This is a genomic window from Pigmentiphaga sp. GD03639, assembly GCF_029845405.1.
Classification (GTDB): Bacteria; Pseudomonadota; Gammaproteobacteria; order Burkholderiales; family Burkholderiaceae_B; genus Pigmentiphaga; species Pigmentiphaga daeguensis.
The window spans coordinates 196,368-214,114 of sequence record NZ_JAOCLR010000003.1 but is presented as its reverse complement, the minus strand read 5'-3'; the positions used below and the strand labels follow the sequence as shown (position 1 = coordinate 214,114).

The window sequence follows — 17,747 nt, the reverse complement described above, 5'->3', positions numbered from 1 at the left end:
ATCATCGCCGGCTGATCGATCGCAGGCCACGCCCTTGGACATCTCGCTGCTCTGGATTCCCGCCACGCTCATCGCCGCCGCCGCGCAAACGGCGCGCAACACCATGCAGCACCGGCTGACTGAAACGCTGGGCACGCTCGGGGCGGCGCAAGTCCGCTTCCTGTACGGCCTGCCGTTCGCCCTGGTGTTCCTGGCCGGGGTGCTGGCGGTGGGAGGCGACTCCCTGCCGCACCTGGACAGCCGTTTCCTGCTGTATTCTGCGGCCGCCGCCGCGGCGCAGATCCTGGCGACCGTGCTGATGCTGGCCACCATGCAACTGCGCAACTTCGCGCTCAGCACGGTCTATGTGAAGACCGAGCCGGTGCTGGTCGCCATCTTCGCCGTGGTGGTGCTGGGCGACCCGCTTTCGCTCATGGGCGCCTGCGCGGTCCTGGTGGCGACGGCGGGCGTGGTGGCCATGTCGTGGAAGCCTGGCGCGGGGGCGGGCAGCAACTGGCGGCCGGCGCTGCTGGGCATCGCTTCCGGGGCTTTCTTCGCCTTGTCGGCGGTGGCCTTTCGCGGCGCCATCGTGGCGCTGGACAGCGGTTCGTTCGCCACGCGCGCCAGCGTGACGCTGGTCGCGGGCCTGATCATGCAGACGGGCGCGCTGGTGCTCTGGCAGGCTGCGTTCCGCCGCGACGTGCTGCGCGGCGTGCTGGCGCAATGGCGCTCTTCGCTGCCGGCGGGTTTCATGGGCGCGTTCGCGTCCCAGTGCTGGTATATCGGCTTCGCGCTGACCTCGGCGGCCAACGTCCGCACGCTGGGCCTGGTGGAGGTGCTGTTCGCGCAGTTCGCTTCGCGGCGGATCTTCGCCCAGCACGCCAGCCGCCGCGAACGCGGCGGCATGGTACTGGTCGTGCTGGGGCTGCTGTTGCTGCTTTACGGTACGCGAGGCTCCTCCTAGCGGGAACAGCCCCGGGCGGCGGGACCCGTTCCGCATCCTGGCCTCAGGCCGCGGCGGCCAGCTCCTCGGCCAGCAGGCCGGCCTGTTCCAGCGCCTGGTTGACGGCCGCTTCGCGTGCCTCGCCGCCCAGCGCGACACCCTCGGCGCGCAGGACGCTCACGTCGGTCACGCCGAAAAAGCCGAGCACCGCCCGCAGGTAGGACTCCTGGTGATCCAGCAGGGTCTCGACCGGCGTGCCGGCATACTTGCCGCCGCGCGAAGAAACGATCACGACTTTCTTGTCGCCGGCCAGGCCCTCGGGACCGTTGGCGGTGTAGCGGAAGGTCTTGCCGGCCTGGGCGACACGGTCGATCCAGGCCTTCAACTGGGAAGGAATCGAGAAGTTGTACATCGGGGCGCCGATCACCACCACGTCGGCGGCCAGGAATTCGGCCAGCAGCTCGTCGGTATAGGCGACTTCCTTGCGGAACCCCTCGTCATCGGGGAACACGGCACCGGGCTGGGGGCGCAGCGATTGCAGCAGGGCCCCGTCCAGGTGCGCCGGCGGCTGGGCAACCAGATCGCGGTGCTTGACCGTCGATCGCGGTTCGCTGTGGCGCAGGGCCTCCACGACCGCGGCGGTCAGTTCGCGGGATACCGAGGCGGCGCCGGTGGAGCTCGAGTCGATGTGCAGGATATTCATGAAGATTCCTAGTTCGTCGAATTCTTAGGGTTAATGCGGATGACTTCCGCCACATTGACAAGATATAGCGACAATAATTCTTTTTAAACTGCCGCCACTGGGAATTACTTTTCTATATTTGGAATAATTCAGCGTCCGGGGGGACCATGCAGGACCTCAACGACATGTATCTGTTTGCCAAGGTGGTCGAACACGGCGGCTATACCGCGACCGCCCAGGCATTGGGCATCCCGGTCTCGCGCATCAGCCGGCGCATCGCCGCCCTGGAGGACGAACTGGGCGTGCGGCTGCTACATCGCACCACGCGCAAGATATCGGTGACCGAGATCGGGCAGACCTACTACCAGCACTGCGCGGCGCTGGCCGCCGAGGCCGCCGCCGCCCGCGAAGCGGTGGACAGGACGACGTCGCAGCCGCAAGGGCTGATCCGCTTCAGCTGCCCGGTCACGTTGTTGCATAGCGACATCGGTGCCATCGTCGCGCAGTACCTGGAGCGCTATCCGCAGGTGCGCGTGCAGATAGACGCCACCTCGCGCCGGGTGGACGTGGTGGAGGAGGGCTTCGATCTCGCATTGCGAGTGCGTACGCCGCCGCTGGAGGACTCCGAACTGGTCGTGCGTCCCCTGGCCACCAGCAGGCTGGTGCTGGTGGCCACGCCGGACTTCTTCGCGCGCCACGGCGAACCGCAGGATATCCGCGACCTCGAACGCCTGCCCACGCTCAGCATGATGCAGGCGGCCGAGCGGCATGTCTGGCGGTTCGTCGGCCCGGACGGCGCGGAAGTGTCCGTAGGGCACGTGCCGCGCCTGTCGGTCGACGACCTGAACACGCTGCGCAGCACGGCGCTGCAGGGACTGGGCATCGCCTGCCTGCCCTGGCCGATGGTGGCGGCCGACGTCGAGGCTGGCCTGCTGCGTGTCACGCTGGCCCGGTATTCTCCGCCGGAAGGCATCGTGCAGGCGGTGTTTCCGTCGCGGCGGGGCCTGGTGCCGGCGGTGCGGGGTTTCCTGGATGCGCTGGTGGCGGCGTACGAGCGGCAGTCGCCCGCCCCGGGCTAGGGCCCGAGGCGGCTTTCCCCGGGGAAAGCGCCACGGCAGCCGGGGGGCTCATGTACAATCCGGGGGCACTCGGCGGGCCGGAAACGGACGCGGGACCGGAACCGTCAAGCGACCGGGAGGCTGCCGGTTTTCCGGACGACACTAGCTCGCAGGGACGCCGTGCGGGCTTTTTTTATCCCATGGTGACGCCAACTGGAGATCGCATTGCGTAAGAGGTCGGGGCGATAGATGTTGATATTGATTTCCAACGACGACGGTTATTTCGCGCCCGGGCTGGCCGCGCTGGTCGAGGCGCTGCGGCCGCTGGCCGAACTGATCGTCGTCGCGCCCGAGACCAATCGCAGCGGATCGTCGAATTCGCTCACGCTCGATCGGCCGCTGTCGGTACGCACCGCGGCCAACGGCTTCCTGTACGTCAACGGGACGCCGTCCGATTGTGTGCACGTGGCGCTGACCGGGCTCCTGGACCGGCGCCCCGACCTGGTGGTGTCCGGCATCAACGACGGACAGAACATGGGCGAGGATACGCTGTACTCCGGCACGGTCGCCGCGGCTACCGAAGGCTATCTGTTCGGCCTGCCGTCGATCGCCTTTTCGCAGGTATCCAAGGGCTGGACGCACCTGGACGCGGCGGCGGCGGCCGCCCGCAGCTTCGTCGAGCGTTTCATCGCCAATCCGCTGGCCGCGCCCAGCCTGCTGAACGTCAATATCCCGAACCTGCCCCTGTCCGAACTCAAGCCTCCCCGCGTGACCCGACTCGGCCGGCGCCACCCTTCGGAGCCGGTGGTGCGTTCGTCCACCCCGTACGGCGAACCGGTCTATTGGATCGGCCCGGCGGGCAAGGCCGCCGACGCCACGCCCGGCACTGACTTCCACGCCTGCGCCGACGGCGCGGTGTCGGTCACGCCGCTGCGGTTCGATCTCACGCACAACGCACAGCTCGAACCCATGCGCGAATGGATCCCCACGGAATGGATAGGCGCAAACCGTTGACCCCGGCGCCGGCGCCGCGGCGGGAGGGGGCGGAAGCCCGCGCCGCGGCCGCCCGGCGGCCCGCCGCGCCGTTGCCGCCGGTCACGGCGGCGAACAGCAATACGCGCGTCACCACCGGGCGTCCGCCGGTCGCCCGCGGCACGCCCGCGCGGCCGCTGCGCCCCGACGAGGCGCGGGCCACGAACAGCAACACCCGGGTGGCGCCCGCCAGGCTGATCGTGCCGGCGCCTATCCAGGTCCGCACGTCGGCGCGCGAGGCCAATCACGGACTCAATTCCGAGCGCATGCGCGCCGCGCTGGTGGCGCGGCTGCGCGCGCAGGGCATCGCGGACGAGCGCGTGCTCGAGGCGGTCCACGCGATCCCGCGCCATCGATTTGTCGACGAGGCCCTGGCCAGCCGCGCCTACGAGGACGCGGCGCTGCCCATCGGCCATGGGCAGACCATTTCGCAGCCCTGGATCGTGGCGCGCATGATCGCCGCGGCCCGCAACGGGCGCGAACTCGGCAAGGTGCTGGAGGTCGGAACAGGGTGCGGCTACCAGGCCGCCGTGCTGGCGGGCGTGGCGCGCGAGGTGTATTCCATCGAGCGCATCAAGGCCTTGCACGAACTGGCCCGCAATCAACTGCGGCCTTTCCGGCTTCCCCATGTGCGCCTGGTGTTCGGCGACGGCATGCTGGGCGTGCCGAGCGCCGCGCCGTTCGACGCCATCGTCGTCGCGGCCGCGGGGCTGAAGATACCCGATGCGCTGCTGGCGCAACTGGCGGTCGGGGGCCGTCTGGTGGCCCCGGAAGGGGGGGCCAGGCAGCGACTGGTCATGATCGAGCGCACCGGAGCCCAGAGCTGGGTGCGAACCGAACTGGAGGCGGTGCGCTTCGTGCCCCTGCAGTCCGGCGTGTTGTTGTAATGAATAGGAGATCTGGGATGCAGAATTGGCGCAAGCCGGGCCGCGACGAAACCAATCGACCCCGCCTGGGCGCGGGGACGCTCGAAAGGACCGCACGACAGGTGCTGCTCTGGACGGGCTGCGCATTGGTGCTCGCGGCCTGCGGCACGGCACCCAGGACGGTACCGGTCGTCGACCGGACCACGCCGGCCAAGCAGCCGAGCGGCCCCGCGGCCACCGCGGGCCGCGAATCCTCGCGCCTGATCGATGCCGATACCTACATCGTCAAGCGCGGCGACACGCTGATCCGTATCGCCCTGGACCACGGCGAGGACTGGCGCGACATCGCGCAGTGGAACAGCCTCGAGGACCCCAACCAGATCCGGCCGGGCCAGGTCCTGCGCGTGACGCGTCCAGGTTCGACCACCGCCAAGCCCGCCGATTCCAGCGTGGCGCAGGTCACGCCGGTACCCGCGCCGTCGCAGTCGGCCTCGCGGCCGCTGGGCACGCCGGCGCCTGCCCCCGCGACGCCGTCCCCGGCGCCGGCCGAACCCGTGGCGCCGCCGGCGACCCCGGCCACGCCGCCCGCCGCGCGCAACGATCCGGCCAGCGAGCGGGTGGAGTGGGGCTGGCCCGCCAACGGCAAGATCATCGAGAACTTCCACGAGACCCGCAACAAGGGCCTGGACATCGCCGGCACCCCGGGCGATCCCGTGCTGGCCGCGGGCGACGGCAAGGTGGTCTATAGCGGCAGCGGCCTGCGCGGCTACGGGCAACTGATCATCATCAAGCACAACAACACCTTCCTGTCCGCCTACGCACACAACCGCGCCATGCTGGTCAAGGAAGGGCAGGCCGTGCGGCGTGGGCAGAAGATCGCCGAACTGGGCAGCACCGACGCCGAGTCGCCGCGCGTGCATTTCGAGATCAGGCGCCAGGGCCGTCCCGTCGATCCGGCCGGCTACCTGCCGCCGCGCTGAGGCCCGCCATGACACCGATGCTGGTCTTCGACCTGGAAACCATTCCCGACGTGGAAGGCCTGCGCGCGCTGAACGGGTGGGGCGAGGACGTCCCCGATGCCGAGGTGGTCGAGCGTGCCACGGCGGCCCGCCGCGAAGCCGTGGGGCACGACTTCCTGCCGCTGCACCTGCAGAAGATCGCGGTGGTGGGGTGCGTGTTCCGCGATGACGACGGGTTTCGCGTCAAGTGCATAGGCAAGGCCGACGATCCCGAGGCCACGCTGATCTCCGGTTTCTTCAAGACCATCGATCGCTACACGCCGCAGCTCATCAGCTGGAACGGCTCGGGCTTCGACCTGCCGGTCCTGCACTATCGCGGGCTGATCCATGGCATCCAGGCCTCGCGCTACTGGGACATGGGCGAGGACGACCGCGATTTCCGCTACAGCAACTACATCAGCCGCTACCACAACCGGCATTGCGACCTGATGGACCTGCTGGCGAAATACAATGGACGCGCCAACGCGCCCCTGGACGAATTGGCCAAGCTGTGCGGCTTCCCGGGCAAGATGGGCATGGACGGTAGCCAGGTCTGGCCCGCGTGGAGTTCCGGGCGCCAGGAAGAGGTGCGCGCCTATTGCGAGACCGACGTCGTCAACACCTGGCTGGTCTACTGCCGCTTCCGGCTGATGCGCGGCATGCTGTCGCGCAGCCAGTACGACGCCGAAGTGGACCTCGTGCGCAGCACGCTGGAAACGCTGGACCTGCCTCACTGGCGTGAATACCTGGCGAACTGGCCCGCCTCGCGCTAGCACGCCGCGCGGGAAAACTGATATTCCGAACATGAGTCAAGAAGCAGAAATCGCGGCCGCGGACGGCCTGGAAGGGGCGGCTGTTGCCGTCGAATCCGACGATGGTTCCGTGGCCATCGAATCGGTGGACCTGGAAGGGCGCGGTATCGCGCGCCGCCAGGGCAAGGTGGTGTTCGTCGATGGCGCGCTGCCCGGCGAACGCGTGATGCTGAAGGTGACCAAGCGCAAGCCCTCCTACGAACTGGCCGAGGTCGAGAGCGTGGTGCGGGCGTCGTCGCAGCGCGTGGCGCCGCGCTGCGCGCATTTCGGCGTGTGCGGCGGCTGTGCTATGCAGCACGTGGATCCGGCGGCGCAGGTGGCGATCAAGCAACGCGTGCTGGAAGACACCCTCTGGCACATCGGCAAGCTGGTGCCGCAACGTGTCCTGCCGCCCATCCACGGCCCGGCCTGGGGATACCGCTACCGCGCGCGGCTGTCGGTGCGGGTGGTCGTGAAGAAGGGCGGGGTGCTGGTGGGCTTTCGCGAGCGCAAGAGCAGCTACGTGGCCGACATGCGCGAATGCCATGTCCTGCATCCGCATGTGGCTTCGCTGCTGGTGCCCTTGCGCGAGATGGTCGCGGCCATGCCCGCGCGGGACCGCGTGCCGCAGATCGAGGTCGCCGTGGGCGATAGCCAGGTCGTGCTAGTGCTGCGCCACCTGGTCCCGCTGGTGGACGAGGACCTGGCCGTGCTGCGCGCATTCGCGGCGCGCCATGGCATCCATTGGTGGCTACAGCCCAAGGGCCCCGACACGGTCCATCCGCTGGAGCCCGAGGACATCGACGGACTGGCCTACACGCTGCCGGAGTTCGGGCTGCGCATGCCCTTCAAGCCGACCGACTTCACCCAGGTCAACCACGCGATCAACCGGGTGCTGGTGTCGCGCGCAATCGCGCTGCTCGACCCCCAGCCCGGGGATCGGGTGGCCGACCTGTTCTGCGGCCTGGGCAATTTCACGCTGGCGCTGGCGACCCGCTGCCGCGAGGTGGTGGGCGTGGAAGGCAGCCAGGCCCTGACCGACCGGGCGCTGGAAGCCGCCCGCCGGCATGGCGTGGACGCGCATACGGCATTCTCGACCCTGAACCTGTTCGAGGTGGACGAGGCGTGGCTGCGCAGCCTGGGCCACTTCGACCGCATGCTGATCGACCCCCCGCGCGAAGGCGCCCTGGCCGTCGCCAAAGCCCTGACGACACTGGGCGCCGACCGCCCCCGGCGCATCGTCTACGTCTCCTGTAACCCCGCCACCCTGGCCCGTGACGCCGCCATCCTGGTGCACGAGGGCGGCTATACCTTGAAGGCGGCAGGCGTGGTCAACATGTTCCCCCATACCGCCCACGTGGAATCCATCGCTGTGCTGGAATGAGGCCCCCCCCTACGCGCTGACGCGCGCCCCCCAGGGGGCGGCACTAGCGGACCGGAAGGGAAGCCCACCCCCACGCCCTTCGGGCGCCCCCTCAAGGGGGCGATGCGGGTGGACCGGCAAAGCCGGATCCACCGCATCCTGGGGTACCACCGGGCTGGTGGGGACTGGCGATGCTGCCTGGCATCCGGTTCGGTTGAAAAAGAAAACGGCCTTGTGTGCAAGCAAGGCCGTTTTTATTTCCTGAGTGCCCCCAGACCCAGGGCACAGCGGATCCGGCTCCGCCGGTCCGCCAGTGCCGCCCCCTGGGGGGCGCGCGTCAGCGCGTAGGGGGGATCTTCTACTCTCGTTCTCCGCCGAAGATGCCAAGGAGCATCAGCAGGTTGACGAAGACGTTGTAGATGTCGAGGTAGATCGCCAGGGTGGCCGAGACATAGTTGGTCTCGCCGCCGTTGACGACGCGCTGCAGGTCGACCAGCATGAAGGCCGAGAAGATGCCGATGGCCAGGACCGAGATGGTCAGCATCAGCGCCGGCAGTTGCAGGAAGATATTGGCCAGAGCCGCCACGAGGATCAGGATGGCGCCGACGAACAGCCATTTGCCCAGGCCGGACAGGTCGCGCTTGATCGTGGTGGACAGCAGGGCCATGGTGCCGAACACCACGGCGGTGCCGCCGAAGGCGGTCATGATGAGCGTGGACCCGTTGGCCATGCCCATGACGAAGCCGATCATGCGGGACAGCATCAGTCCCATGAAGAAGGTGAAGGCCAGCAGCAGGGCGACGCCCAGTCCGTTGTCCTTGTTCTTCTGGATGGCGAACATGAGGCCGAAGGCGCCGATCAGGAACACCATGGTGGTCAGGCCGGGGCTGCCGCCCATGACCTGGGCGAGACCGGTGCCCACGCCGATCGCCGCGCCCAGCACGGTGGGGATCAGCGACAGCGCGAGCAGCCAGTAGGTGTTGCGCAATACGCGATTGCGCGCGACTTCGCCGGGCGCAGTCCCGGTCCTGTTGAAGGGAGAAGTGCGTAGATCGTTCATGGTCGAGCGACTCCTTGTGGTCTTTTTGCTCTGTTTCGCCCCGCGAGGGCATGATGTGTCTGACCCCAAGTATGCCGCAGGGTTCCGCCCGGTTCCAGTAGGACCGGCACGGTCCGTCCGAGGGGGGCGGGGGTAGCGGTCCTGTCAAGGAGCCGTGATACAATTTAACGTTTAAGTTCCCCTCAAAGTATTTGTTTTTATTGGAGTTTTTGATGGCTATCGAGCGCACCCTGTCGATCATCAAGCCGGACGCCGTTTCCAAGAACGTCATCGGCCAGATCGTTTCCCGTTTCGAGGCTGCCGGCCTCAAGGTCGTCGCCGCGCGCATGATGCAACTCTCGCGCAGCGACGCCGAGCGCTTCTATGCCGTGCATGCCGCGCGCCCCTTCTTCAAGGACCTGGTCGACTTCATGGTCTCCGGTCCCGTGTTCGTGCAAGTGCTGGAAGGCGAGAACGCCATCCAGAAGAACCGCGACCTGATGGGCGCGACCGATCCGAAGAAGGCCGAGAAGGGCACGATCCGCGCCGATTTCGCCGACAGCATCGACGCCAACGCCGTGCATGGCTCGGACGCCGTCGAGACCGCCAAGGTCGAAGTCGCCTTCTTCTTCCCCGAACTGAACATCCACAGCCGCTGAGCCCGGATGTCCGTTTTTCCCAGGAGGCCGGGATGAATACTATCTCGCCGCTCGCCGAGGCCGCGCAGGCCGAGGTTCCACGTTCCGAATCCCCGCGCATCAACCTGCTGGGGCTGGACGGGGCCGAGCTCGCCTCGCTGGTGGAAAAATGGGGGGACAAGCCGTTCCGCGCCAAGCAGTTGCAGCGCTGGCTGCACCAGCGCGGCGTGGACGATTTCGAGCAGATGTCGGATCTGGCCAAGTCCTTCCGCGAAAAGCTCGCGCGGCATTGCGAGGTACGGCTGCCCGAGGTCGTCACCGCCCACAAGTCGGCCGACGGCACGCGCAAGTGGCTGCTGGACGTCGGCAACGGCAATGCCATCGAAACCGTCTTCATTCCCGAGGACGACCGCGGCACGCTGTGCATATCGACGCAGGCCGGCTGCACCGTCGCCTGCCGTTTCTGTTCCACCGGCCACCAGGGCTTCAACCGCAACCTGGGGGTCGACGAGATCATCGGCCAGCTGTGGCTGGCGCGCCGCACGGTCGAGGCCGACCGCGACGGCGCGCGCCTGTCGGGCGGCATGCCCGCGCCGCTGGCCACGCAGGACGACCGGGTCATCAGCAACGTCGTCATGATGGGCATGGGCGAACCCCTGCTCAACTACGACAACACGGTATCGGCGCTGCGCCTGATGCTGGACGACAATGCCTATGGGTTGTCGCGCCGCCGGGTCACGGTGTCGACGTCGGGCGTGGTGCCGATGATGGACCGTCTCTCGCGCGACTGCCCGGTCGCGCTGGCGGTGTCGCTGCACGCGCCCAACGACGCGTTGCGCGACGACCTCGTGCCGCTGAACCGCAAGTATCCGCTGCGGGAGCTGATCGCGGCGTGCCAGCGCTACCTCGAGTTCGCCCCGCGCGACTTCATCACTTTCGAATACGTCATGCTCGACGGCATCAACGATGGCGACGAGCATGCCAAGCAATTGATAGACATTGCGCGGCAGGTGTCGTGCAAGTTCAACCTCATTCCGTTCAATCCCTTCCCGCAGTCCGGGCTCAAGCGCTCGCCCACGGCCCGTGTCAGGCTGTTCGCGCAGCGCCTGATGGACGCCGGCATCGTCACCACCGTGCGCAAGACGCGCGGCGACGACATCGACGCGGCCTGCGGGCAGTTGGCCGGCGAGGTCAAGGATCGCACCCGCCTCAAGGAACGCCTGGCGGGCGAGACCCGCTTCGGCCGCATCGTGGAGGTGCGCGAATGATGCAACCGCGGTGCCGGTCCGGCCGTTGCGGCAGGGCCGGACAAGGAGTCGTCGATGTCTGAACCCCACGAAACCGGTGCCGCCGGAAGGCAGGAGGGCCAGGCGCCCGCCGCCGGCTCGCCGTCTTCGTCGTCGGTAGGGCGGGAGCTGGCACGCCTGCGCGAGGCGCGTGGCTGGTCGCAGGAGTATGTGTCCGATCGCCTGAAGTTCGCCGTGCGCCAGATCCGCGCGCTCGAGAACGAACAGTGGAGCGAGCTGCCGCAAGGCATGCCGCTGCGGGGCTTCGTGCGCAATTACGCACGGCTGCTGGACCAGGATCCGGCGCCTTTGCTGCAGGCGCTGTCGCCGCAGCTGCAGGTGGCCGATCCGGTGTCGCTCGAGCAGGCGTCGTCGTTGTCCAGCCCGCTGGCGCATTCGTCGGGCCGCGCCTGGCCGGTGGCCGCCAGCCGCAGGAGGCTGGCCCCTTGGCTGGTGGGCGGCGTGATGGCGGTGCTGGCGCTGGTCCTGCTGGGCTACGCGCTCAGCCAGCAAGGCAAGCTTTCGTTCGGGCAGGCTTCCACGGCCGGCCTGGAGACGCCCGCGGCAGGCATGACCTCGGTCCAGACTGAAACGCCGCTGGCCACGACGGCTGAACCGGCGCCGGCCACGCCGGCGGAGGCCGCGCCGGCGTCCACCGCTCCGGTCGCACCCGCGCCCCTACCCACGCCTGCGCCCGAACCGGCCCCCGCCGCAGCGGCGCCAGCTCCGGCGCCCGGCCTTTCCCTGACCCTGAAGCAGGCAAGCTGGGTGGAAGTCCGGCGCGCCGACGGCACCGTGGCGGTGTCGCGGATCATTCCCGCCGGCGAACCGTATGAGCTGGACGTGGCGGGCGCCCCGTATCGTGTCGTGATCGGCAATGTCAACGGGGTAGACTTGACCTGGCGCGGCGCGCCCGTCGACCTCGCGCCGTATCGCCGGGACAACGTCGCCCGGCTCACCCTCCAGTAGCCGCATCATGAATCCTAGTCCGTCCACGACCGCCAACGCCGAGGCCGAGCCGTTCCCCGCCGGCCCGGCGGCCCGCCGGCCCACGCGCCAGGTCCGCATCTCCTGGGAAGGCAAGTCGGTCGCCGTCGGCGGCGATGCGCCGGTCATGGTGCAGTCCATGACCAACACGGACACGGCCGACGCCATCGCCACCGCGATCCAGGTCAAGGAGCTGGCCCTGGCCGGCTCCGAGGTGGTGCGTATCACCGTGAATACCGCCGAGGCGGCCCGCGAGGTGCCCGCGATACGCGAGCAGCTCGACCGCATGGGCGTGGATGTGCCGCTGGTGGGCGATTTCCACTACAACGGCCACAAGCTGCTGACCCAGTATCCGGAGTGCGCGCAGGCGCTGTCCAAGTACCGCATCAACCCCGGGAACATGGGCGCGGGGAAGAAGCGCGACGACAATTTCGCGCAGATGATCGAGGTGGCCTGCCGCCACGAGAAACCGGTGCGCATAGGCGTGAACTGGGGCAGCCTGGACCAGGACCTGCTGGCCCGCATGATGGACGAGAACGGCCGCCGGGCGCGGCCCTGGGATGCCCAGTCCGTGATGCGCGACGCGCTGGTGGTATCCGCGATCGACAATGCCCGGCGCGCCGAGGAACTGGGCCTGCCGGGCGACCGCATCATCCTGTCGTGCAAGGTCAGCAACGCCCAGGACCTGATCGCGGTCTACCGCGACATCTCGCGCCGCTGCGACTACCCGCTGCACCTGGGATTGACCGAGGCGGGCATGGGCAGCAAGGGCATCGTGGCCTCGACCGCGGCGATGGGCATCCTGCTGCAGGAGGGTATAGGCGATACGATCCGCGTATCGCTGACGCCGGAGCCCAACGGCGACCGTGCCCGCGAGGTCGTGGTGGCCCAGGAGATCCTGCAAAGCCTGGGCCTGCGCGCCTTCGCGCCGGTGGTCGTCGCCTGTCCGGGCTGCGGCCGGACCAGCAGCACGGTGTTCCAGGAACTGGCCGCCGACATCCAGAGCTACCTGCGCGCGCAGATGCCCGTGTGGCGCCTGAAATACCCGGGTGCCGAGAACCTGCACGTCGCGGTCATGGGTTGCGTGGTCAACGGCCCGGGCGAGAGCAAGTTCGCGGACATCGGCATCAGCCTGCCGGGCACGGGCGAGCAGCCGGTCGCGCCGGTCTTCATCGACGGCCAGCGCTCGGTCACGCTCAAGGGCGAACACATCGCCCGGGAGTTCCAGGCATTGGTGGAAAGCTACGTCGAGAATCGCTACAGCAAGAGATAACCTTTACACCCCTAGCAGCCCCTGGACGGCAATCCAGGGCACAGCGGATCCGGCTCCGCCGGTCCGCCAGTGCCGCCCCCCGGGGGGGCGCGCGAAGCGCGTAGGGGGGGGACCTACATGAATAGTTTCAAGAAAGTGACCGCGATCCGCGGCATGAACGACATCCTGCCGGCCGATTCGGGCCAGTGGGAGCGGCTGGAGTCGCTGGTGCGCGAGTGGCTGCGCAGCTACGGCTACCGCAACCTGCGCACCCCCGTGCTCGAACAGACGCGGCTTTTCACGCGCGGGATCGGCGAAGTCACCGACATCGTCGAGAAAGAGATGTACAGCTTCACCGATTCGCTGAACGGCGAGTCGCTGACGATGCGTCCCGAGTTCACCGCGGGCATGGTGCGCGCCACCATCGAGCACAACCTGACCTACGACCGGCCCCAGCGGGTGTTCGCGATCGGGCCGGTATTCCGCCATGAACGCCCGCAGCGCGGCCGCTACCGCCAGTTCCACCAGATCGACGTGGAAGCCCTGGGTTTTGCCGGGCCGGACGTCGACGTCGAGCTGATCCTGATGCTGGCGCGGCTCTGGAAGATCCTGGGCCTGACGGACATCCGGCTGGAGATCAATTCGCTGGGCTCGGCCGAGGAGCGCCTGGCGCACCGGCAGGCCTTGATCACCTACCTGGAAGGGTTCAAGGACCAGCTGGACGAGGACGGCCAGCGCCGGCTGTACACGAATCCGCTGCGCGTCCTGGATACCAAGAATCCGGCCTTGCAGGAGATGGCCGACAACGCGCCGCGCCTGCTGGACTACCTGGGCGAGGCCTCGCGGGCCCATTTCGACGGCGTGCGCCAGCGGCTCGAGGATGCGGGCATCGCCTACCGGGTGAACCCCCGGCTGGTGCGGGGCCTGGACTACTACAACCTGACCGTGTTCGAGTGGGTGACCGATCGCCTGGGCGCCCAGGGCACGGTGTGCGGCGGTGGCCGCTACGACGGCCTGGTTTCGCTGCTGGGCGGCAAGCCGACGCCGGCCGTGGGCTTCGCCATCGGCGTCGAGCGCCTGCTGGACCTGTGGTCCCAGGCGCAGCCCGCGGAACCGCAGCCCGAGTGCGACGTCTATGTGTTGCACCAGGGCGAGCCCGCGGCGCGCGCGGCGATGCGGCTGGCCGAGGACCTGCGCGATGCGGGCCTGGACGTCGTCCTGCACTGCGGCGGCGGCAGCTTCAAGTCGCAGATGAAGCGCGCCGACGGCAGCGGGGCGGAATACGCCGTCATCCTGGGCGAGGACGAAATGGCCGAAGGCGCGGCCAGCGTCAAGGCGCTGCGGGCCGAGGGCGTGGCCCAGCGCCGCGTCGCCATGGCCGAGCTGCCGGCTTTCCTGGTAGAGGAACTGGTCCGGGCGGGCGGCCCTGAATAGCCGTGCGCGCGGGCCCGGATACGAATCGGCGCCGAATCCGTTAATCTTGCGGCTCTCGGAGTCCGCACGGGCCGCCGGCCGGCCCGCCACTACTCTTGCGATCACCACATCAACCGGGGCATAAATGGCCTACGACATCGAAGAACAGGAACAACTGGAATCCCTCAAGGCATGGTGGGCGAAGTACGGTAACTTCATCCTTGCCGTGGCGACCATCGTGCTGCTGGCCGCGGCCGCCTGGAACGGCTGGCAGTGGTACCAGCGCAACCAGGCCGCGAACGCCCTGGCGCAGTTCGAGGCCCTGGAGAAAGCAGCCGAGGCGGGCGACCTGACTCGCGTCAAGGATGCCGCCGGCACCATCCTGGAACAGTATTCCGGCACGGGCTACGCCCCGCGCGCCGCGCTGCTGGCCGCCCATGCCTATGAAAAAGCCGGCGACGCCCGCTCGGCCCGCGCCCAGTTGCAATGGGTGGCCGATCGCAGCGGCGACGAGGCCCTGGCCGCCGTGGCCCGCCTGCGGCTGGCGGGCCTGCTGCTGGACGAGAAGAGCTACGACGAGGCGCTGGGTGTGCTGGCGCCGCAGCCGCCCGCATCCTTTGCCGCGCTGTACGCCGACCGCCGGGGCGACGTGCTGGCCGGGCAGGGCAAGCGGGACGAGGCGCGCAAGGCCTATGAAGAGGCGCTGGCCAAGCTCGACGCGTCGACCGACCTGCGCTCGTCCATCCAACTGAAACTCGATGCCCTGGGAGGCGCTTGATGACGTTGCATAACGGCTTTACCGGCGAGCGCCTGGGCTGGCGCCACCTGCGCCGCGCCGCCGCGCTGGCGGCAGTGCTGGCCCTGGCCGGATGTTCCCTGTTCTCGAGCGAGAAGCCGCGTTATCCGCCGGCTCCGCTCACCAACTTCAACGCAACGCTGCCGGTCAGCAGCGGCTGGTCGGTGTCGGTGGGCAGCAAGGGCGGCGTGGGCTTCGTGCCCGTGGTCGTCGGCGACGCGGTCTACGCCGCCACGGGCAACGGTTCGGTCGGCAAATACGCGCTGGCCACCGGTGCCGAGATCTGGCGCTCCTCGGCCAAGACCGATTTGTCCGCGGGCGTGGGCAGCGACGGCCGGGTGACGGCGGTCGCGACGCCGCGCGGCGAAGTGATCGCCTTCGACGATACCGGCGCGATCAAATGGCGCGCCCAGGCATCCAGCGAGATCACCATTCCGCCCCTGGTGGGCGAGGGCCTGGTGGTGGTGCGCAGCGGCGACTACCGCATCCAGGCATACGACGCCGAGAGCGGCAAGCGCCGCTGGAGCGTCCAGCGTCCGGGCCCGGCCCTGGCCCTGCGCGCGCCGGGCGAAATGCTGCTCTCCGGCGGCTATATCTTTACCGGCCTGCCGGGCGGCAAGCTGATCGCCATCGCCACGAACAGCGGCGCGGTGCGCTGGGAAGGCACGGTCGCCAACCCCAGCGGCGCGAGCGAACTCGAGCGCGTGGCCGACGTGGTCGGCGCGCCCGTCATCTCGGGCCGCCAACTGTGCGCCGTCACCTACCAGGGCCGCATCAACTGCTTCGACGTGGGGTCGGGCAATTCGACCTGGTCCCGCGAGTTCTCCAGCGTGACCGGCCTGACCGCCGACGTGCGCTTCGCCTATGCGGCGAACGACCGCAGCGTGGTCTTCGGCTTCGCCCTGGACAGCGGCGCGAACATTTGGAAACAGGACGTGCTGCAGAACCGCGGCCTGACCGCGCCGGCCTCGGTGGGCCGCGCCATCGCCCTGGGCGACTACCAGGGCTACGTGCATTTCCTGCAACGCGAGGACGGCACCCTGCTGGCGCGCATCGCCACCGACGGCAGCGCCATTCTTTCCCAGCCCGTGGCGACCGACCGCGGGGTGCTGGTGCAGACTTCCAAGGGTAATCTGACCCTGATCAATGTCGGTCAATGAGCAAGGCTTTTCGACGATGAAACCCGCTGTCTTCAAACCGGTGGTCGTCCTGGTGGGACGGCCCAACGTGGGCAAATCCACGTTGTTCAACCGGCTGACCCGCTCGCGCGACGCGCTCGTGGCCGATTTCCCCGGGCTCACGCGCGATCGCCACTATGGCGAGGGCAGGGTGGGGGATCATCCCTTCATCGTCGTGGACACCGGTGGTTTCGAGCCGGTGGCCAAGAACGGCATCATGGCCGAGATGGCCAAGCAGACCGTGCAGGCGGTGGACGAGGCCGACGCCATCGTGTTCCTGACCGACGGACGCGTGGGCCTGACCGGCCATGACCGCGAGATCGCCGAGCGCCTGCGCCGTTCCGGGCGCAAGGTGCTGCTGGCGGTCAACAAGGTGGAAGGCATGTCGCGCGCCGCCGCCGCGGCCGAGTTCTACGAACTGGGGCTGGGCGAGCCGCACGCGATTTCGTCCGCCCATGGCGACGGCGTGGTGGACATGATCGAGGAGGCGCTGCAAGGCCTGGTCGAGACGGCGCCCGAGGTGGACGACGACGAAGCCGCCGAAATGGCCCGGCAAACGGACGAGGAAGCCTTCTCGCCGGTCGACGCCATCGACCACCGCATCAAGCTCGCCATCGTCGGGCGTCCGAACGTCGGCAAGTCCACGCTCGTGAATACGCTGCTGGGCGAGGAGCGGGTCATCGCCTTCGACCAGCCGGGCACCACCCGCGACGCCATCGAGATCGAGTTCGAGCGGGGCGGGCGCCGCTACACCCTGATCGACACCGCCGGACTGCGCAAGCGCGGCAAGGTGTTCGAGGCGATCGAGAAATTCTCCGTCATCAAGACGCTGCAGGCGATCGAGGCCAGCAACGTCGTGCTGCTGATGCTGGACGCCAGCGCGGAAATCTCCGAGCAGGACGCCCACATCGCCGGTTTCGTGCTGGAGACCGGGCGCGCGCTGGTGGTGGCGATCAACAAGTGGGACCGCGCCGACAGCGAGCGCCGCGACGAGATCAAGCGCGAGTTCGAACGCAAGCTGCGCTTCCTGTCGTTCGCCAAGATGCATACGGTATCGGCGCTGCGCGGCGCCGGCATCGGGCCGCTGCTCAAGTCCATCGAGTCGGCCCATGCGGCGGCCTTCGCCAAGCTTTCCACGCCCAAGCTGACCCGCACGCTGCAGGCCGCGGTCGAGCAGCAGCAACCGCCGCGCAAGGGAATCTTCCGGCCCAAGCTGCGCTACGCCCACCAGGGTGGCCAGAATCCGCCGCTGATCGTGGTCCATGGCAGCGCCCTGGACGAAATCCCCGATTCGTATCGCAGGTTCCTCGAAACCCGGTTCCGGGAAACTTTCCGGCTCGAAGGCACTCCATTGAGAATCGAGTTCAGAAACTCGAGGAATCCTTATCTCGACAAGGCGGGGTAGCCGAGTATCTTCCGGGACGTGCTCTTGTGGGAACGCAACCG

Annotated in this window: 17 protein-coding genes; 15 read left to right on the top strand and 2 right to left on the bottom strand. The window is 68.4% G+C overall.

Features of this window, described 5'->3' with window-relative positions:
- The first annotated feature begins 34 nt into the window (after positions 1 to 34).
- Complete coding sequence (locus N5K27_RS04790) at positions 35 to 943, top strand: EamA family transporter (protein ID WP_087840221.1); 909 nt, start codon at positions 35 to 37, stop codon at positions 941 to 943.
- A gap of 43 nt (positions 944 to 986) precedes the next feature.
- On the opposite strand, the gene N5K27_RS04785 is transcribed toward N5K27_RS04790, so the two are convergent.
- A complete protein-coding gene (locus N5K27_RS04785) occupies positions 987 to 1,625 on the bottom strand; it encodes an FMN-dependent NADH-azoreductase (RefSeq protein WP_087840220.1) in 639 nt (212 codons plus the stop codon).
- A gap of 146 nt (positions 1,626 to 1,771) precedes the next feature.
- Here N5K27_RS04785 and N5K27_RS04780 point away from each other — a divergent pair, with 146 nt between their 5' ends.
- From N5K27_RS04780 to rlmD, 6 genes are all read left to right on the top strand, one after another.
- Positions 1,772 to 2,683: a LysR substrate-binding domain-containing protein gene (locus tag N5K27_RS04780; RefSeq protein WP_087840219.1), complete on the top strand. Its 912-nt coding sequence runs from the start codon at positions 1,772 to 1,774 to the stop codon at positions 2,681 to 2,683.
- A 228-nt stretch (positions 2,684 to 2,911) separates the two neighbouring features.
- Entirely contained in the window at positions 2,912 to 3,676 is a 765-nt protein-coding gene (surE, locus tag N5K27_RS04775; RefSeq protein WP_087840218.1) for a 5'/3'-nucleotidase SurE, read from the top strand.
- A gap of 218 nt (positions 3,677 to 3,894) precedes the next feature.
- Positions 3,895 to 4,581 (top strand): protein-L-isoaspartate(D-aspartate) O-methyltransferase, encoded by a 687-nt coding sequence (locus N5K27_RS04770; RefSeq protein WP_347944307.1) that lies wholly within the window; start codon positions 3,895 to 3,897, stop codon positions 4,579 to 4,581.
- A 17-nt stretch (positions 4,582 to 4,598) separates the two neighbouring features.
- Entirely contained in the window at positions 4,599 to 5,540 is a 942-nt protein-coding gene (locus tag N5K27_RS04765) for a peptidoglycan DD-metalloendopeptidase family protein (protein ID WP_087840216.1), read from the top strand.
- Positions 5,541 to 5,548: 8 nt separating this feature from the next.
- Complete coding sequence (locus N5K27_RS04760; RefSeq protein ID WP_087840215.1) at positions 5,549 to 6,331, top strand: 3'-5' exonuclease; 783 nt, start codon at positions 5,549 to 5,551, stop codon at positions 6,329 to 6,331.
- Between the two features lie 31 nt (positions 6,332 to 6,362).
- A complete protein-coding gene (rlmD, locus tag N5K27_RS04755; RefSeq protein ID WP_087840214.1) occupies positions 6,363 to 7,733 on the top strand; it encodes a 23S rRNA (uracil(1939)-C(5))-methyltransferase RlmD in 1,371 nt (456 codons plus the stop codon).
- Positions 7,734 to 8,070: 337 nt separating this feature from the next.
- On the opposite strand, the gene N5K27_RS04750 is transcribed toward rlmD, so the two are convergent.
- Entirely contained in the window at positions 8,071 to 8,772 is a 702-nt protein-coding gene (locus N5K27_RS04750) for a Bax inhibitor-1/YccA family protein (protein WP_087840213.1), read from the bottom strand.
- Between the two features lie 212 nt (positions 8,773 to 8,984).
- Here N5K27_RS04750 and ndk point away from each other — a divergent pair, with 212 nt between their 5' ends.
- The 8 genes from ndk to der all read left to right on the top strand — a co-directional run bounded on the left by ndk (position 8,985) and on the right by der (position 17,706).
- Positions 8,985 to 9,410, top strand: a complete 426-nt coding sequence (gene ndk, locus N5K27_RS04745) for a nucleoside-diphosphate kinase (protein ID WP_087840212.1) — start codon at positions 8,985 to 8,987, stop codon at positions 9,408 to 9,410.
- 32 nt (positions 9,411 to 9,442) lie between these two features.
- Positions 9,443 to 10,657, top strand: coding sequence for a 23S rRNA (adenine(2503)-C(2))-methyltransferase RlmN (gene rlmN, locus N5K27_RS04740; protein WP_087840211.1), 1,215 nt, complete (start codon positions 9,443 to 9,445; stop codon positions 10,655 to 10,657).
- Between the two features lie 54 nt (positions 10,658 to 10,711).
- On the top strand, positions 10,712 to 11,644 hold the full coding sequence (locus tag N5K27_RS04735; protein ID WP_279814953.1) for a RodZ domain-containing protein: 933 nt from the start codon (positions 10,712 to 10,714) through the stop codon (positions 11,642 to 11,644).
- A 7-nt stretch (positions 11,645 to 11,651) separates the two neighbouring features.
- A complete protein-coding gene (ispG, locus tag N5K27_RS04730; protein ID WP_087840209.1) occupies positions 11,652 to 12,935 on the top strand; it encodes a flavodoxin-dependent (E)-4-hydroxy-3-methylbut-2-enyl-diphosphate synthase in 1,284 nt (427 codons plus the stop codon).
- 117 nt (positions 12,936 to 13,052) lie between these two features.
- Positions 13,053 to 14,348 carry a histidine--tRNA ligase gene (gene hisS, locus N5K27_RS04725; protein ID WP_087840208.1) on the top strand — a complete coding sequence of 432 codons (1,296 nt, stop codon included), beginning with the start codon at positions 13,053 to 13,055 and terminating at the stop codon, positions 14,346 to 14,348.
- Between the two features lie 124 nt (positions 14,349 to 14,472).
- Positions 14,473 to 15,105 (top strand): tetratricopeptide repeat protein, encoded by a 633-nt coding sequence (locus tag N5K27_RS04720; RefSeq protein WP_087840207.1) that lies wholly within the window; start codon positions 14,473 to 14,475, stop codon positions 15,103 to 15,105.
- Positions 15,105 to 16,283: an outer membrane protein assembly factor BamB gene (gene bamB, locus N5K27_RS04715; protein ID WP_087840206.1), complete on the top strand. Its 1,179-nt coding sequence runs from the start codon at positions 15,105 to 15,107 to the stop codon at positions 16,281 to 16,283. The genes N5K27_RS04720 and bamB overlap by 1 nt, the downstream gene beginning before the upstream one ends.
- A gap of 16 nt (positions 16,284 to 16,299) precedes the next feature.
- Entirely contained in the window at positions 16,300 to 17,706 is a 1,407-nt protein-coding gene (gene der, locus N5K27_RS04710) for a ribosome biogenesis GTPase Der (RefSeq protein ID WP_279814952.1), read from the top strand.
- Positions 17,707 to 17,747 lie beyond the last annotated feature (41 nt).

Bases quoted from the DNA above. Each gene is read 5' to 3' on its own strand.
- N5K27_RS04780 (WP_087840219.1), top strand. From the start codon at position 1,772: ATGCAGGACCTCAACGACATGTATCTGTTTGCCAAGGTGGTCGAACAC.
- N5K27_RS04760 (WP_087840215.1), top strand. From the start codon at position 5,549: ATGACACCGATGCTGGTCTTCGACCTGGAAACCATTCCCGACGTGGAA.
- N5K27_RS04785 (WP_087840220.1), bottom strand. From the start codon at position 1,625: ATGAATATCCTGCACATCGACTCGAGCTCCACCGGCGCCGCCTCGGTA.
- surE (WP_087840218.1), top strand. From the start codon at position 2,912: ATGTTGATATTGATTTCCAACGACGACGGTTATTTCGCGCCCGGGCTG.
- N5K27_RS04720 (WP_087840207.1), top strand. From the start codon at position 14,473: ATGGCCTACGACATCGAAGAACAGGAACAACTGGAATCCCTCAAGGCA.
- rlmN (WP_087840211.1), top strand. From the start codon at position 9,443: ATGAATACTATCTCGCCGCTCGCCGAGGCCGCGCAGGCCGAGGTTCCA.
- rlmD (WP_087840214.1), top strand. From the start codon at position 6,363: ATGAGTCAAGAAGCAGAAATCGCGGCCGCGGACGGCCTGGAAGGGGCG.
- N5K27_RS04765 (WP_087840216.1), top strand. From the start codon at position 4,599: ATGCAGAATTGGCGCAAGCCGGGCCGCGACGAAACCAATCGACCCCGC.
- bamB (WP_087840206.1), top strand. From the start codon at position 15,105: ATGACGTTGCATAACGGCTTTACCGGCGAGCGCCTGGGCTGGCGCCAC.
- hisS (WP_087840208.1), top strand. From the start codon at position 13,053: ATGAATAGTTTCAAGAAAGTGACCGCGATCCGCGGCATGAACGACATC.
- der (WP_279814952.1), top strand. From the start codon at position 16,300: ATGAAACCCGCTGTCTTCAAACCGGTGGTCGTCCTGGTGGGACGGCCC.
- ispG (WP_087840209.1), top strand. From the start codon at position 11,652: ATGAATCCTAGTCCGTCCACGACCGCCAACGCCGAGGCCGAGCCGTTC.
- N5K27_RS04735 (WP_279814953.1), top strand. From the start codon at position 10,712: ATGTCTGAACCCCACGAAACCGGTGCCGCCGGAAGGCAGGAGGGCCAG.
- ndk (WP_087840212.1), top strand. From the start codon at position 8,985: ATGGCTATCGAGCGCACCCTGTCGATCATCAAGCCGGACGCCGTTTCC.
- N5K27_RS04750 (WP_087840213.1), bottom strand. From the start codon at position 8,772: ATGAACGATCTACGCACTTCTCCCTTCAACAGGACCGGGACTGCGCCC.